Origin of the sequence: Paenibacillus sp. NPDC058898, from assembly GCF_049316025.1 — a bacterium.
GTDB lineage: Bacteria > Bacillota > Bacilli > Paenibacillales > Paenibacillaceae > Paenibacillus_AQ.
The window spans coordinates 655,437-671,254 of record NZ_JBMOSM010000003.1 but is presented as its reverse complement, the minus strand read 5'-3'; the positions used below and the strand labels follow the sequence as shown (position 1 = coordinate 671,254).

Here is a 15,818-nt window from a genome sequence, read left to right as displayed (position 1 = left end):
AACAACATAGGATATATTTACCATGATTATAGCATCGACAGGCAAAACTAGATATAACGAATTGACAAAAAGTGTTGGATTAGGTCGAAAGGACTGAAATTGAGGAGGGAGAGGGGATGCGCAGCAAATATGCGAATCCCCACTTGATGCACAGATATGAAGTGATTTTATTTTACAGCCCGGAATAAGGCGGAAGCGAGATAATCGGTATTATCCAGGATCATGCGGTCATGCTTGAACAACGTTTCCCAGAGCGCCACATCGAACAGGAGTCCTTTATCGCGCTGTTCAAATGTATCCAGATGACGTGTTTGCTCTTCCTTTAACTGGTCATTGAAGTGGTTGTACTCCAGAATTTCTTCCTGTTTAAACCCGCAAGCCAAGAGGGAGTCCGCCCATTCTTCCCTCATCATGAGATTAGGAATTCCGAAGAATTCGAGCAGTTCCTGAAGTTTTGCCTCCGGCATGGGTTTATCAAGCAGCAATTCTCTGTCCTGCAGGACGCCTCCATGATCCAGAACGCGGTAATATTCGGGCAGTGATTTCGTAGTATCCGTAAATACGGTAACGGATTCGGCCATGATTAGGTCGAATTGGTTGTCCTCGAAAGGCAATGCGCATACATCCGCTTGTTGGAACTGCACGTCGATTTCCATCGCTTCGGCTCTTGCACGGGCTTTTTTGATCATATTTTCGTTCAGGTCAATGGCCGTTACTTGATACCCCATCTCCGAAAGATGGCATGCGGTTCTGCCCGTTCCACACCCGACCTCCAGAATGCGGCTGCCCGGTTGAATGGGATAATTCTTCAGCATTCGGAGGGTTGCCTCGAATCCTCCCGGGTGGGCACTGCCCATACCTAATTTGGAGAGCATATGAATATAGTTCATCTCATCTATCCCTTCTTCCTTGTCATCAACATGAGGGTAATCGTTTATTTATTTACCATATGATTCAGGTACGTTTAGGGTTTTAGCTGAATTAGATATTTTGAGCCCTTTTTTCGGGAGGATCAGAATTATACTGGAGGAAACGTCATGAGGATGGAACCGGTAGAGGCAGCGGAACGCATCATACAATACGATTATCCCGACTGTTTGCTTGCTGTGCTTGGCGGCAGCGCGAGCAGAGGTGAACATAATGAACAATCCGATTTGGACATCATAGTCATTGAACGGGATGGTCATGATTTCAGCAGGAAGACGATAGAGGCACATGGGTGGATCGCGGAAATATTTATTTTGTCTTTATCCTCCTATCGCGAATATTTCGATGAGGGAGTGAGCGCGGCGAATCCTTCATTGCAGCGGATGGTCGTAGAAGGGACGGTGCTGCACGCGCTGCCTGAGGGGGAAGAGGTGCAGGCGGAAGCCCGAAGCGACTTGAATTACGGACCCATGCCCTTGATGCTAACCGACATTAACGAATACCGTTATATGCTAACCGAGTACCTGCTGGATTTGCAGAGTCCCCGAAGGGATGCCGAAAAGTGGTTTACGGTGCACAAAATAGCGGCGATTCTCTGTGATTTTGTACTTAGGGTGAACCGGGAGTGGACGGGTGAAGGGAAAACACTGTTCCGTCTGTTCAACCGCTATGACTCGATCTTGGGAGAACGATTTGAAGCAGCGCTCACGGCGATGTATCGCCAGGATGATCCTTCAGTTCTTATGGCATTCACCGAGGAAATGCTCCATCCGTACGGAGGCAAGCTTCTCATTGGTTATGAGGAATAGAATATCCTTGCCAATATAAAAAGAGGGGTACATTAGCCGTGACACTAGCACGAGACGGGAAATACTATAAAAGTGTGATTACATCACGTCATTCTTTAAATCCAGGAGGGGATCTTCATGAGCGGAGTATATGGCGGCGGTGGATGGAACAATTCAGTAGGAATTATTTTGGTTCTCTTTATCCTGCTCGTAATTATCTTGAGTGCTTGGGTTTAAACCGTCAAGATTCTTGGCAGTAGTGACAGAAGCCCGGCGATTGCCGGGCTTTTGTCTGCCTCAATAAAGCTCAATTCGATGCGGCTTTGACCGAAGGGCTGTGTGCGGACACAACCGCAGTCATGACCAAATGGCTGCTGTCGGATTGAATCGCATGTAAAAACGCCTCTTCAAGGGATCCAAACACCTGGGCCAGTGACCCATCTAATCGGCTGGCGTAATGAACGCTTCCGGCGAATGTCCCGGCTGCCTTCGTACGATTAACTTCACTGTAGATGACATCCATGTAGTCATCGGTCCCCATGGGGTAAAGAGCGAATTGGCAGGCAGTCTCAATATCGGCATGTTCCCCGATGTCGTTGTTTAAGAGAGTCGAATCCTCGGTCATATATACATCGGCGTCCGTATCTCCGGGGCAACCGATGGAATATGTACCATTAAAAACGGTATGCACGCCACTCGCTGCAGCATAGGCGAATATCGCCCTTGTCACATCAAAGACATGCTCTGCACGTCCACGAATACAGGTGCTCACATCATCTGTCTGAATCCATACCTTCCCTGTATCCACGGAACGTAGTGCGCCCATGATGACCTCTACAAACCGGTCCGTCATGGGAAATACCGAGAACCGGCACCCGACGATCCGACTGGTTCCGCATACAAGCTCATTCATTGTTATTTCCTCCCCATGATATAAGTCCACGCAAAAAAAACCGCACCCCGTGAAGAAAGTGCAGTTATGCCTACGAAAAGAAATAAACATAAATGCTACACTTCCCCACGCTAGTATGACCTAGATCGGGTGTTAAGGGTTAACGGCAAACCGCCGTCTCTCAGCACATGGCACCCCTAGTACAGCCAACATCCTATGTAGTTGGTTATCGCAAGTTTGCCCGGAGCTTCTGTTATCTTAGAAGTTCGAGGGTTCTTACTTGACTAATTGTATCGCTTAGTGATCGGTTTTTCAATCTTTGCCCATTATAAAAGGACCGCCTATCCAAGTTGCGGGAACTTAGGGAGGCGGCCTTTTTTCATCTATTTAATTAGTTGTATACTTTTACGCGATCTTCAAGCGGTGCAAATTCTTTTTCGCCTGGTTCAGCAACCGGCTTACCGAAAGGCATTTGAGCAAGCAGCTTCCAGCTTTCCGGGATGTTCCATTCGGATTTTACTTTTTCGTCGATCAGCGGGTTGTAGTGCTGCAGGGATGCACCCAGACCTTCTGCTTCAAGGGATGTCCATACTACAAATTGCAGCATGCCGTTGGATTGGTTGGACCATATCGGGAAGTTGTCGGCATAAGCGGCAAAGTTTTGTTGCAGCCCGGCAATGACGTTGTTGTCCTCGAAGAACAATACCGTACCGTAACCAGCGCGGAATGCGCCCATTTTGTCGGCAGTGGATTTGAATGCTTCTTCATCGCCAACGACTTCCTTCAGGATGCCTTCCGTGATATTCCACAGTTTATCATGCTGTTCGCCAAGCAATACAACGACGCGTGCACTTTGAGAGTTGAAAGAAGACGGGGTATACTTAACCGCTTCGTTTACGATTTCCTGAATACGCTCGTCCGAGATAACGGATTCTTTGCTAATCCCATAATAAGAACGGCGACTTTTGAGTGCAGTTGAAAAATCTTTAGACATTGAAAAAATTCCTCCTGGTGTAATCGAATTTGCATACGCCTGATAAGAAGATGTCCTTTACTTCAAGCAAATATGCATGTTGCTTATTTAGCAATATTTTTAATTATCATTCCATATTAACTTACGTTTAGTTAGGAATAATATTTATGTTAGTATATTAATATAACTTAGAGTAATTGTCAACGACTTTTGATTAAATATAATTTCCCTTATCTATTAAATATGAATTGAATCCGTTTGGCTTTTTGAGAAGCTTCATTATATGGAGGTTTAAACGAAAGGAGTGCTTCCTACCTGAGGATATTAGCTATGTCTTCTCGAAACTTCATATTATGAACAATTCATGAACAAAATATACAAGTATGAACAAATTAATTGATTTTGATTCTCAATTACCCTTGTCGAGCCAGAATGAGGATGATATAATGCATATCAGAGCGCGATTGATAATCAATCTCAATGAGAATGGCGTTGGAAATTGCGAGATCCCGGATATTTTAGAGACATACGCATAGAAGGAAGAGACATGAAGATTAGATACTTATTTGCAGCCGTTGTGGTACTCTCGATAATCTCATTATTTATTGGAGTTAAAGATATCTCGCCACTGCAACTGTTCTCGATGACAGAACAACAACAGCATATTATGCTTGTAAGCCGGATTCCTAGGCTTGTCAGTCTTATATTGGCGGGTGTCAGCATGAGTATCTGCGGATTGATCATGCAGCAGCTCAGCCGCAATAAGTTCGTATCGCCGACCACGGCAGGTACGATGGACTCTGCCAGACTGGGGATTTTGGTAGCCATGCTCGTCTTCACGACAAGCGGTCCGCTTATCAAAATGCTCGTGGCATTTGTATTCGCTCTGGCAGGAACCTTTATCTTCATGAAGATACTGGATCGGATTAAGTTCAAGGATGCGATCTTCATCCCGCTCGTAGGGCTGATGTTTGGTAATATCGTGAGTTCGATCGCCACCTTCTTTGCATACAAATATGATCTTATTCAGAATATGTCCGCATGGCTTCAGGGTGATTTTTCCATGATCATGAAGGGCCAGTATGAAATGCTCTATATTAGTATCCCGCTTTTGATTCTGGCGTATCTGTTCGCCAACAAGTTTACGGTGGCCGGAATGGGAGAGGAGTTTGCAACCAACCTGGGTCTTCACTACCGGAGAGTTGTGAATCTGGGATTGGTCATCGTGGCGCTGGTTACGGCATCTGTCGTGCTGACGGTCGGCGTGATTCCGTTTCTTGGTCTGATCATACCTAATATTGTCAGTTTGTACTTAGGAGACCACTTGAAAAAAAGCCTTTCGCATACCGCGCTGCTGGGGGCCGGGTTCGTACTGTTCTGTGACATCCTGGGCCGGATCATTATTTATCCCTATGAAATTCCGATTAGTCTAACCGTGGGCGTACTCGGAAGCGGTATATTCATTTTCTTACTGATGAGGAGAAAGGCTTATGACTTATAAAGCCAAACTCGGCCTGTTGGCCGCAGCGGCAATCATCCTGGTGGCAGTCTTTCTGTTCATTGATCTTGGCGGCAATTGGGATTACGCGCTTCCAAGAAGAATCAAGAAGGTGCTTGCCATCATTCTGACCGGCGGAGCGATCGCTCTGTCTACCACGGTGTTTCAAACGGTCACGAATAACCGGATACTGACGCCAAGCGTTATGGGATTAGATTCCTTATATGTACTGATCCAGACCACCGTCATCTTCGTCTTCGGATCCTTCACGCTGTACAAACTGGGCAGCAACGTTAACTTTCTGATCAACGTCGGCGGGATGATCCTATTCGCCGGAGTCTTATATAAGATTCTGTTCAAAAGGGAAGGAAACAACATTTACTTCCTGCTGCTGATCGGCATGATTTTTGGAACCCTGTTCTCGAGCATGTCTTCTTTTATGGAAGTGTTGATTGACCCGAACGAGTTCCAGTTTGTGGCCGACAAAATGTTTGCCAGCTTTAACAATGTGAAGACCGAGCTTCTGGTCCTGTCGGTCATTGTCGTTGTGCTGACCTTGCTGTACTTTGCCCGATTTGCCAAGTACCTGAACGTGCTGGCGCTTGGCCGTGAGCAGGCGATCAACCTCGGCGTGAATTATGATTATGTTGTGAAGCGGCTTCTGATTGTGGTTGCCGTTCTGATCTCGGTGGCTACCGCTTTGGTAGGGCCGATCACATTCCTCGGGCTCCTGGTTGTCAATGTTGCGTACGAAGTTATGAAGACGTACAGGCATTCGTATTTAATTGCAGCATCCATACTGATTAGCATTATTGCACTGGTCGGCGGACAATTGGTTGTAGAGCGAGTATTTACGTTCTCTACAACGCTCAGCGTCATCATCAATTTCATCGGCGGTGTCTACTTCATATACCTGCTACTAAAGGAGAGTAAAGCATGATCCAGGTTACGAACGTATCGAAAGTGTATGGCGGCAAAAAAGTCGTTGATAACGTGTCGGTTACGATCCCGAAAGGTCAAATCACTTCCTTTATCGGCCCGAACGGTGCCGGCAAGAGTACCTTGCTGTCCATGATTAGCAGATTAACAGGGAAGGACAGCGGACAAATTACGGTGGACGGTAAAGAGGTCAGCCAATGGAAGAGCGGCGATCTGGCGAAGAAGGTTTCGATCCTGAAACAATCCAACCATATCAGCCTCCGTCTGACGGTGCGTGAGCTTGTATCCTTCGGTCGTTTTCCTTACTCTCAGGGCAGATTGAACGCAGAAGACGAGAAATACGTAGATGAGGCGATCTCTTATATGGAGCTTGGGGATATGCAGCATAAATATCTTCATCAGCTCAGCGGCGGTCAGACCCAGCGTGCCTACATCGCGATGGTTATCGCCCAGAATACAGAGTATATCCTGCTGGATGAGCCTCTGAACAATTTGGACATGAAACACTCCGTACAGATTATGAAGATTCTCAGAAAGCTTGTCGCTGATCTGAACAAGACGATTGTAATCGTGATTCATGACATCAACTTCGCTTCCTTCTATTCGGATTACATCGTGGCATTGAAGGATGGAGCCATTGAAAGCGAAGGGAAGACCGAGAACATCATTCAGAGCAATGTGCTTCGCGGAATCTATGACATGGACATTGAGATCGAAGAGATTAATGACAATCGGGTATGCGTCTACTACGGCTAAGCGGCATGGTAGGAGAGAGTAGAGGATAAGGATTCTGGGGGAACAGAAGCACGGAATCCTTAATCATAGACAAGGACAGGGCTGCCTTGGATACAGGACGGCATGGTTTAGTCTGTTCATATTAAATTACATATTCAACCATAAGTTCAAATATATGTTGGATTGTTAAAGCTTTTAAATATAAAAATGGGGTGTGAAATAATGAAAAAATGGTTAGCTTTATTTATGGTAGCAATGTTCACGCTTGTACTCGCGGCTTGTGGTCAAGACGATAAAACAAGCGGCACGGGTGGAGGAGATGCAACTGGAGATACATCGGCTGCAACCGAAGAAATCACGATTACCCATCAACTGGGTAAAACACCAGTGAAGAAGAATCCTTCCCGCGTCGTTGTTTTCGATTTTGGTATTCTGGACTCTGTCGATAAACTGGGCGTTGAGGTTCTGGGCGTACCCCAAGCGAATGTCCCGGCCTACCTGTCCAAATTCGAAGACAAGAAATATGAGAATGTGGGCAGCTTGAAAGAGCCTGATTTCGAGAAAATCAACAGCATCAACCCGGATCTGATCATCATTTCCGGCAGACAGCAAGATGCGTATGATGAACTCAGCAAAATTGCCCCAACCATCTTCCTGGGTGTGGATACAAGCAAATACATGGAATCCTTTAAAGCAAACATGAACACGCTGGGTCAAATCTTTGGTAAAGAAGCAGAAGTTGAAAAAGAGCTTGCTACAATTGACGAGAACATCAAAGCTTTGAATGAGAAAGCTACAGCAACCGGCAAGAAGGCATTGATCATCCTGGCTAACGAAGGCAAAATCAGTGCATACGGACCAGGTTCCCGCTTCGGTATTCTGCATGACGTGTTCGGTTTCAAAGCTGTAGATCCTAACATCGAAGTCAGCACACATGGTAAAGACATTTCGAATGAGTACATCGTTGAGATGAACCCGGATTATCTCTTTGTTGTCGATCGCGGTGCTGCGGTTGCCACAGGCGAAGGGGATTCAGGCGCTAAAGCGGTCGTTGAGAACGAACTTGTGAATACAACGAACGCGGCGAAAGAGGGTAATATCGTTTACTTGAACCCGGATTTCTGGTATCTTTCCGGTGGCGGCCTGACGTCCGTATCCGAAATGATCACGGAAGTAGACGCAGCGATTAAATAAGATAGTGAAGCCGTTATGAATATAGAAAACACTGGAGCTTTCACATGAGCTCCGGTGTTTTATTTTTTTTGCATTAGGGTAAGTGGGTAACGGATAATAAGAAGGACGAATCGTGACCTAGAAGATGATGATCAATAGACACTTGCAGCCTGAAGAGACGATGAGGAGGTCTTTACTATGTTTCGAAATCAAGTCTATATTGCTGGACAATGGATTCAGACCGAAGAACAGATGGATGTATATAATCCGGCGGATGGCAAGGTGATAGGTACCGTGTCCAAGGCTGGCAAGAAGGAAGCCGCCCTGGCCGTCGATGCGGCAGCCGATGCTTTTCCGGCGTGGTCTCGCAGAACGGCGAATGAGCGAGGGGAACTGCTGCGCCGCTGGCATCAGCTCATAGCGGAGCATACGGATGAATTGGCGCGGATTATGACCACGGAGCAGGGGAAACCGCTGAAGGAAGCAGCAGGCGAGATACAATATGCCAACAGCTTTGTGGCCTGGTATGCGGAGGAAGGCAAACGAATCTACGGCGAGACCATACCCGGATCATCCAGCCGCCAACGCATCATCGTAACGAAGCAGCCCGTTGGCGTCGTAGCAGCGATTACGCCGTGGAACTTTCCGGCATCCATGATTACCCGTAAGGTGGCGCCCGCTCTAGCAGCCGGATGCACGGTGGTGATCAAGCCATCTGGTGAGACGCCGTTTACGGCCATCAAGCTGGTAGAGCTTGCCGATCAGGCTGGTATTCCTGCCGGGGTCATTAACATCGTAACTGGATCTTCAAGCGACATTTCCAGCGTGTGGCAGGCGGACAGCCGTGTAAGAAAGCTGTCTTTTACAGGATCAACCGAGGTGGGGAAACAGCTGATGGCCGGAGCTGCCGCTAACGTCAAGAAAATATCGCTGGAGCTTGGCGGTCATGCGCCGTTTATTGTGACGGATCAGGCTGACCTGAACCAAGCGGCTGCCGGATTAATCTCCTCTAAATTCCGCAATGGGGGACAAACCTGCGTGTGTGCCAACCGGGTATATGTTCAGGAAGGCATTGCGCAGGCGTTTGCCGCGAAGTTTGCTGAGCTTGTCAAGCAATTGAAGGTAGGAAATGGACTGGAGAACGGCGTCGATATTGGTCCTTTGATTAACCGGGACGCTGTGGATAAAGTCGTAAGACAGATCAAGGACGCGGAAGAGAAGGGCGGCGTCATTCTGGCAGGAGGTCAAGCATTATCTGAGCTGGGTCGCAATTATGTTGAGCCGACGGTCATCATGAACGCAACCGATGACATGGAGTGTATGAATGAGGAAACTTTCGGCCCCCTTGCGCCCATTACCACTTTCCGGACGATAGACGAAGCGGTGCAGCGAGCCAATAACAGTCCTTATGGCTTAGCCGCCTATGTATTCACGCAGAATCTAGGCGAAGCGGTCAACATTGCGGAATCGCTGGACTACGGGATTGTGGGCGTGAATGATCCCGTACCTTCGACGGCGCAAGCACCATTCGGCGGATTCAAAGAGAGTGGACTGGGCCGGGAAGGCGGGCACTACGGAATGGATGAGTTCCTGGAGGTGAAGTATATTTCGCTTGGTTTATAAGAGCGGGGCGAGTATATCATTGCACAAGAATGCGAAACGGGTGGATTGACAAGCATATATGTTACTGCGCTACTCCATGCCAATTCAAAATTAAGGGGCATGCTCAAGGTTTTCAGACCATGAGCATGCCCCATATTATTATGCTTGTAGGATAACGGGTTTTCCAGTTTCCGCAGATTCATTGGCCGCAAGCGTCACTTCCAGCGTCTTGAAGCCGTCTTCATAAGATGCCAGCACTAGGCTCGGATCGTTGTTACGAATGGCGTCGATCAAGGCGTTGGTAAGATTTTTGTAGAAGTCCGTTTTGCTCCGATACACGATCTCTTTCTCCTTCTCTACAATGGAGAGCGTGGTTCCGTCCAGAACGACGCGGAAGTCGCGGCCCATGATCTCGATTCCGCTGCGGTGATCGAACTGGATAAATCCAGTTTGCATATGGCCGACAGCTCCGGAATCCAACACGAATTGGATGGCGCCCACATCCGGAATATCGAGGTCCGGGATGTCGTCTACCAGAAGCAGCTTCATATCAGCATACAGGCGGGTGATATCGCCGCACAGGTAGCGAACCAAGTCCATGGTGTGCGTGGATTGCTCAACTAGCTGTCCGCCAGATAATTCCTTTTTGCGCCACCAAGGAGTTGGTACAGGTGTTGTAATGTAGTGGGCGCGAACCATGCCGATTTTTTTGTCCTTGAGAAAGTCTTTGGCAATCGCAACCGTGTCCAGGTACCGCAGACAGTAGCCGGAAGCTGCAATGATTCCGCTTTCAGCAATGACCTTGGCTTTGTGGCGGACGGACTGGGCGTCCAGTCCCAGCGGCTTCTCCACCATGAGGTGAATGCCCTTCGCGGCTGCCTGTTCTTCGATATCCCCATGGCAAAATGGTGGAATGCACACATACAGCACATCCAGATGTTCTTGCTCCAGCATCGTGCTGCCGTCCGTATAGTAAGCTGTGCCGTACAGTTCGGCCTGCTGCTGCGCTAACGTTTCATTGGTATCGCATATTGCAGCCAGCTGAACGTGTTCGTTCCCGTGAAGGTTTTTGATATGGACGGCGCCCATGCCTCCCGCTCCTAGCACGCCTGCTTTAATCATAGGTTGCCTCACTCCTGATCGTATAAGATGTTGGTTACATATTCCGGTAACTCGATTACTCACACGTGATTATAGCCCCGCTATCCATATTATTCAAGCACTCATTTGAACCTAGATTGACGGATGCGCAATGATAAAAAGCACAGAAGAACCTCTCAAATACCACGACGCCTTCTGTGCCGCTGCTTCGAATGAAGCATAGGCCTGTACGCCATGTCTGTCCGCTAACTCTGCTGCGCTTCCTCCACCCGGATACCCGCAACGCCAGCAAGCTTAACGCCCGGGATCGAAGCATAGGCGGCACCATGGGTTCTTCCCATGGTGCCTGCTCCAATAACTAACACCTGTAACATTTCCGTACACTCCTTTTCTGCATGGTTCGAGCGATCCGAGTGTTATCCTTTAATCCCGTTCATGGCGATCCCTTCAATAAAGTAACGCTGAAGGAAGATAAACAGAATGATGATGGGAAGGGTAGCCATTAGGGCGCCTGCCATCAGCAGCGGGTAATCGGTGGAATGTTGTCCCTGGAAGCTGGAAATCCCGATCGAAAGGACGCGCATCTCCTCAGAGCTTGTCATGATGAGCGGCCACAGAAGATCGTTCCATGAGGCTAATATGGTGAAGATCGCCAGGGAGACGAGAGCCGCCTTGGATAAAGGCAAGTAAATATTCCAGTAAATCCGGAAGTAACTGCAGCCGTCAATTTTGGCGGCTTCCTCCAGATCCTTCGGCAGTGTCATAAAGAACTGTCTCAGTAAGAATGTACCGAAGGCGCTGAATATGCCGGGTACGATCAGCACATAGAATGTGTCCAGCCAATTGAACTCGCGCATGATGACAAAGCTCGGAATCATAACGACCTGGGAAGGGACCATCAACACGGCCAGGAGCGCGAGAAAGATGGCGTTCTTGAAAGGGAATCTCAAGCTGGCAAATGCATAGGCTGCAAGGGAGCACAGAATGAGTTGGCCAGCCGTCCGTCCCACCGTCACGATTATGGTGTTCAAGTAGTAGGTACCGAAGTCGATGGTTTGGATGACCCGCAGGTAGTTGTCCGGGTGCCATTCCACAGGCAGCCATTTGGGCGGAACGGACATGGAGTCCGCAAAGGACTTGAAGGATGTGGATATCATCCACAGAAACGGCATAATCATGAGCAGCGCCCCGACAGCTAACAGGATGTGGACCGCTAGACGGCTTGCTTTTCCCGTATTGGTTGAAGTATTCACATCTACACACCTCCTGTTATTGGTAGTGGACCCAGCGCTTCTGAATATACATCTGGACCATGGTGATGATCAGAATAACGATAAACAGAATGAAGGCCTGCGCTGAAGCGTAACCCATGTTGAAGTATTTGAAGCCATCTTCCCAGATGCTGTATACAACCGTTCGGGTGGATTCCAGCATCGTGGTCTGTTGATCCATCATGATGAAGATCAGGTCAAACACCTGGAACGAATTGATGAAAGACATGACCAAGACAAAGAACAAGCTGGGCGTGAGCAGAGGAAGTGTAATTCGGAAAAACTTATACAACGTCCCCGCTCCGTCAAGCGAAGCCGCTTCATAATAGCTGCCGGAGATGCCCTGCAGACCGGACAGCAGAATGACGGCATTGTATCCGATGCTGCTCCAGACACTGACAAGCACGATGGAGAACAAGGCGAATCGCTCATCGAACAGCCAGTTGGGCTGCGGCAGGTTCATGACGCCCAGCACATGGTTGATCAATCCGAATTCGGAGTTGTATAACCATTTCCATACCATGCCGACCGCGATCGGCATGGTGATCACGGGAATGAAATAGAGGGTGCGGTAGAAGACCATGCCTTTGATCTTCTGGTTCAAAAGCACGGCCAGCACCGTTGCGAGTGCAACGGATAATGGCACCGTACCGACCGTATACAGCATCGTGTTGAGCAAGGAACCGGTGAATTTGTCGTCCTTCATCAAATTTGCGAAGTTATCGAATCCGATGAATTGTGGTGAAGTTAATCCATCCCACGACGTAAACGACAGGAACAGAGATGCTGCGGAAGGTGCCATATAGAACAGACCGAGGCCCAGCACAACAGGAAGAATGAAGATATACCCCCAGACAGCTTCGTGTACGGCAAGTTTCCCAACTTTTCGCTTGGTTGTTGTTTTAGGAGGTTCTGTGGTCACGGTGATGGGAGAGCTCACAGGCTGCACCGTCCTTTCTTAATTTCCGTATTGGGCGTGGCCGCTTGTCATTTCGTTTCTGTCGCAAGGATCGCATTCATCTGTTCGCCGGCATTTTTCAGTGCTTCTTCAAACGATTTCTTTCCGAGGAAAGCCGCCTGAATTTCCTTCACTTCAGCGTCTTGCCACTCTGCCGTTTTCTGGGATACGGGATAAGGTACGGCGAACTCCAGGCTGTCCACGAACACCTGTAGATCAAGAGATGGGATGGACTTCAGCCAGCCGCCCTCCGTGCCTTTGTATGCAGGCATCGAGAATCCAGATTCGGCGAGTAATTCCTGACCTTCCTTGCCGGAAAGAATCTGAATCAGCTCCCAGGATTCCTGCTCGACCTTCGTCTTGCCGTTGATGGCCCAGCTGAGTCCATGAACGATCGATGCCTTTTCCTTGCCGGCAGGAAGTTCAGCGACACCGAGTTTATCGCCGAGAAGCTTGTATAACTCGGGGGAGTTAACCGAAATCCCCGGGAACATAGCGGCCTTGCCGGAGCCGAACAATTGGCGGGACTTCGTTTCAAGCTGCTGCTGGGCGCTTGGGGAATAACCCTTTTCAATCAAGCTCTGCTCCCACTGGAAGGCCGATAGCGCTTCGGGTGTATCAAATCCGGATGATTTCTTATCGTCCGAGATGACGTATCCGCCCGCTTGAGCAATGAAGTTGTAGTATCCGATCTGGCTGTCGATCGGCGCGATGAAGCCATAAATGCCGTTCGATTTATCCGTCAGTTTGGCTGCGTTCTCCTCGACGGTTTGCCAGGTCCAGCTCTTGTCGGGATAAGGCAGACCTGCTTGGTCAAACAATTCTTTATTGTAAAAAAGTCCAACGGAATCCTGGAAGTAAGGGAGTCCGTGAAGTTTACCCTGATAGGTGTACATATCGACGAGCGCTTCGGTATAAACCGAGGTGTCCAGACCGCTTTTCTCAATTAGGGGAGACAGGTCTTTGATCAGACCGGAGGAGGCATAGGAATGAAAGTTAGGACCGTTCATCCAGTAGACGTCAGGACCGCTGTTGCCGGCGAGGCTGGTTTTCAGCTTGGTCCAATAATCGGCCCATGGGGTGTAAGTCACTTTCACTTCAACATTCGGGTGCTTCTCATTGAAAATTTTAATGGACTTGTCCAGCGTGTCCCGCACATTTTCGTCCCATAGAGCGACGCTGATGACCTTCTTGCCGTTTTCTCCTCCAGAGGCATTGCCGCCTCCGCAAGCAGAGAGTAACGCGGTGAACACGAATAATACCGAAATCAGGACAGACATTCTTTTTTTCATCAGATAACCCTCCTTGAATTCACATGGTTTTTGATCAAGCGTGGTTGGTCGTACGGCTTGTTCGAAGTGAAGCGGACCCCATATGCGCCCCCTTTATGTAAGTGATGTAAAAAGCAATAGTTATTCCATAAGTCGAAAAAAGTTAACATCGATATGCTATCTTTCTTGACAGAACAACCAGCTTCTATTGCGAAAGATTATATAATCCCCTCGATTATTTTTCAAGATAGCGATTTCAAATCCGTTTAAATTCTTTTTTTCACAATATGAGAGAATCAGCATGAGATCTAACGTTACATCTTATTTCGAGTAATGGAATAAGTTTTTATTCAGTTCTGGAACATGTTATAGTGATTCTATCCTCATTTTTCCGATACAGAAAGTCGCACTATGCGAAGAAACGATAGAGAGGTTGAGCTTGCTTGAACAATATGAAAAAAGGTGACCATAAGCTGATTCAGGCATTAAACCGGTCCATGGTGCTGAACAAGATCCGCACAGAGGGACCCATATCCAGAATCGATCTGGCCAAAAAAAACAAGCTGAGTCCCTCCACGGTCGCCTCAGCCGTACAGGAACTCATCAAGGAAGGCTACGTTTCCGAGATTGGAACGGGCTCCTCCAGCGGAGGGAGAAAACCCATTCTGCTTAAATTCAATCCGGATAATCATTATTTGTTCGCTGTAGCGATAACGAATTCGGTTATGATGCTGGCCCGCATGAATCTGGAGGCGAAGGTGCTCCAGAAGGAAACGCATCCTCTAGCCGGGCTCCAAGGAGAAGCCGTTATCGAGCGGCTGCTGAGCCTGATGGACAATTTCATGACAGGCCAAGAAGACTTAGAGCGGTGTGTCGGGATTTCCGTTACCGTGCCGGGTATTGTGAGTGATAGTCAGGGCATGGTGCACTATAACACGAAACTTCGCATGACCGATGTTCCGTTGAAACGGATTATTGAAGAACGCTATGGACTGCGCACCTGGGTGGAGAACGATATGAATTCCGTTGTACTGGCTGAACGCCGATTTGGCGATTACGCATTTGCGAACCTGATTTATATCTCCATTGGCGACGGGCTTGGTTCCGGTATTTTAATTAACGATCATCTCCTAAGGGGCAAGCATGGCGGTGCCGGCGAATTCGGGCATACGAGCGTAAACCGCAGCGGCATCCGCTGCGAATGCGGCAATGTAGGCTGCTTGGACAGTTACATCAGCTGGATGGCCGTGTATTCGCGAATTATAACGGCAATTGCAACGGGGAGACCGACGTTAATCCAGGAGCTCAGCGGGGGAGATTACAGTAAAATTGTTCCGTCCGTATTCAAGGAAGCTCTTCGCAGAGGGGACAGGCTGGCGAGGGATCTGAATGAGGAAGTGGCGGAGCTTCTGGGAGCAGCCATCGTCAATCTGGTCAATATGTTTAATCCCGAAGCGCTAATCCTGGGCGGGGAAATGGCGCATGGAAATCCGAATTTGCTGGAAATGGTCCGCAGCTATATAGACCGGCATGCGCTGCCGATTCTGAAGGAGGACATGGTATTCGGTTTGGCCTCCCTTGGCGAGGAAGACAAGTTAATGGGTGCGGCCTCAGTCCTGTTGCAGGACTTGCTAGGTTTCTCGCTTACGGAATACTGGATTTGACAACGTTTCCACCTGCACGTTATCTT

General features: G+C 48.4%; 16 protein-coding genes and 1 riboswitch. Of the genes, 8 read left to right on the top strand and 8 right to left on the bottom strand.

Going from position 1 to position 15,818, the window contains the following annotated elements; genetic code table 11:
- Window positions 1–167 precede the first annotated feature (167 nt).
- Entirely contained in the window at window positions 168–890 is a 723-nt protein-coding gene (locus ACOZB4_RS11515; RefSeq protein ID WP_076325080.1) for a class I SAM-dependent methyltransferase, read from the bottom strand.
- A gap of 147 nt (window positions 891–1,037) precedes the next feature.
- Here ACOZB4_RS11515 and ACOZB4_RS11510 point away from each other — a divergent pair, with 147 nt between their 5' ends.
- The gene (locus tag ACOZB4_RS11510; RefSeq protein WP_379404825.1) at window positions 1,038–1,736 is read left to right on the top strand and encodes a nucleotidyltransferase domain-containing protein; all 699 of its coding nucleotides are present in this window, start codon (window positions 1,038–1,040) and stop codon (window positions 1,734–1,736) included.
- A gap of 117 nt (window positions 1,737–1,853) precedes the next feature.
- On the top strand, window positions 1,854–1,952 hold the full coding sequence (locus ACOZB4_RS11505; protein WP_076325078.1) for a sporulation protein YjcZ: 99 nt from the start codon (window positions 1,854–1,856) through the stop codon (window positions 1,950–1,952).
- 70 nt (window positions 1,953–2,022) lie between these two features.
- Here ACOZB4_RS11505 and ACOZB4_RS11500 read toward each other — a convergent pair whose 3' ends face one another.
- Window positions 2,023–2,628, bottom strand: coding sequence for a YkoF family thiamine/hydroxymethylpyrimidine-binding protein (locus tag ACOZB4_RS11500; protein WP_379404823.1), 606 nt, complete (start codon window positions 2,626–2,628; stop codon window positions 2,023–2,025).
- Window positions 2,629–2,713: 85 nt separating this feature from the next.
- Window positions 2,714–2,816, bottom strand: a riboswitch (TPP riboswitch).
- Between the two features lie 182 nt (window positions 2,817–2,998).
- Window positions 2,999–3,601, bottom strand: a complete 603-nt coding sequence (locus ACOZB4_RS11495) for a nitroreductase family protein (RefSeq protein WP_098747218.1) — start codon at window positions 3,599–3,601, stop codon at window positions 2,999–3,001.
- A gap of 526 nt (window positions 3,602–4,127) precedes the next feature.
- On the opposite strand from ACOZB4_RS11495, the gene ACOZB4_RS11490 reads away from it, so the two are divergent.
- From ACOZB4_RS11490 to ACOZB4_RS11470, 5 genes are all read left to right on the top strand, one after another.
- Window positions 4,128–5,081 (top strand): ABC transporter permease, encoded by a 954-nt coding sequence (locus ACOZB4_RS11490; protein ID WP_076325075.1) that lies wholly within the window; start codon window positions 4,128–4,130, stop codon window positions 5,079–5,081.
- Window positions 5,071–6,018: an iron chelate uptake ABC transporter family permease subunit gene (locus ACOZB4_RS11485; RefSeq protein ID WP_098747217.1), complete on the top strand. Its 948-nt coding sequence runs from the start codon at window positions 5,071–5,073 to the stop codon at window positions 6,016–6,018. The genes ACOZB4_RS11490 and ACOZB4_RS11485 overlap by 11 nt, the downstream gene beginning before the upstream one ends.
- Window positions 6,015–6,773: an ABC transporter ATP-binding protein gene (locus ACOZB4_RS11480; RefSeq protein ID WP_076325073.1), complete on the top strand. Its 759-nt coding sequence runs from the start codon at window positions 6,015–6,017 to the stop codon at window positions 6,771–6,773. The genes ACOZB4_RS11485 and ACOZB4_RS11480 overlap by 4 nt, the downstream gene beginning before the upstream one ends.
- A gap of 201 nt (window positions 6,774–6,974) precedes the next feature.
- Window positions 6,975–7,946 carry a siderophore ABC transporter substrate-binding protein gene (locus tag ACOZB4_RS11475; RefSeq protein WP_379404819.1) on the top strand — a complete coding sequence of 324 codons (972 nt, stop codon included), beginning with the start codon at window positions 6,975–6,977 and terminating at the stop codon, window positions 7,944–7,946.
- A gap of 177 nt (window positions 7,947–8,123) precedes the next feature.
- Complete coding sequence (locus ACOZB4_RS11470; protein ID WP_379404817.1) at window positions 8,124–9,548, top strand: NAD-dependent succinate-semialdehyde dehydrogenase; 1,425 nt, start codon at window positions 8,124–8,126, stop codon at window positions 9,546–9,548.
- A 138-nt stretch (window positions 9,549–9,686) separates the two neighbouring features.
- On the opposite strand, the gene ACOZB4_RS11465 is transcribed toward ACOZB4_RS11470, so the two are convergent.
- The 5 genes from ACOZB4_RS11465 to ACOZB4_RS11445 all read right to left on the bottom strand — a co-directional run bounded on the left by ACOZB4_RS11465 (window position 9,687) and on the right by ACOZB4_RS11445 (window position 14,149).
- Window positions 9,687–10,649 (bottom strand): Gfo/Idh/MocA family protein, encoded by a 963-nt coding sequence (locus tag ACOZB4_RS11465; protein WP_339290877.1) that lies wholly within the window; start codon window positions 10,647–10,649, stop codon window positions 9,687–9,689.
- 224 nt (window positions 10,650–10,873) lie between these two features.
- Window positions 10,874–11,002, bottom strand: a complete 129-nt coding sequence (locus ACOZB4_RS11460) for a hypothetical protein (protein WP_379404815.1) — start codon at window positions 11,000–11,002, stop codon at window positions 10,874–10,876.
- A 42-nt stretch (window positions 11,003–11,044) separates the two neighbouring features.
- On the bottom strand, window positions 11,045–11,881 hold the full coding sequence (locus ACOZB4_RS11455; protein ID WP_379404813.1) for a carbohydrate ABC transporter permease: 837 nt from the start codon (window positions 11,879–11,881) through the stop codon (window positions 11,045–11,047).
- 16 nt (window positions 11,882–11,897) lie between these two features.
- Entirely contained in the window at window positions 11,898–12,839 is a 942-nt protein-coding gene (locus ACOZB4_RS11450) for a carbohydrate ABC transporter permease (RefSeq protein WP_076325068.1), read from the bottom strand.
- A gap of 47 nt (window positions 12,840–12,886) precedes the next feature.
- Window positions 12,887–14,149 (bottom strand): ABC transporter substrate-binding protein, encoded by a 1,263-nt coding sequence (locus ACOZB4_RS11445; protein ID WP_379404810.1) that lies wholly within the window; start codon window positions 14,147–14,149, stop codon window positions 12,887–12,889.
- Window positions 14,150–14,580: 431 nt separating this feature from the next.
- Between ACOZB4_RS11445 and ACOZB4_RS11440 the strand changes: the two genes are divergently transcribed.
- The gene (locus ACOZB4_RS11440; protein WP_379404861.1) at window positions 14,581–15,792 is read left to right on the top strand and encodes an ROK family transcriptional regulator; all 1,212 of its coding nucleotides are present in this window, start codon (window positions 14,581–14,583) and stop codon (window positions 15,790–15,792) included.
- The last annotated feature ends 26 nt before the right edge of the window (window positions 15,793–15,818 follow it).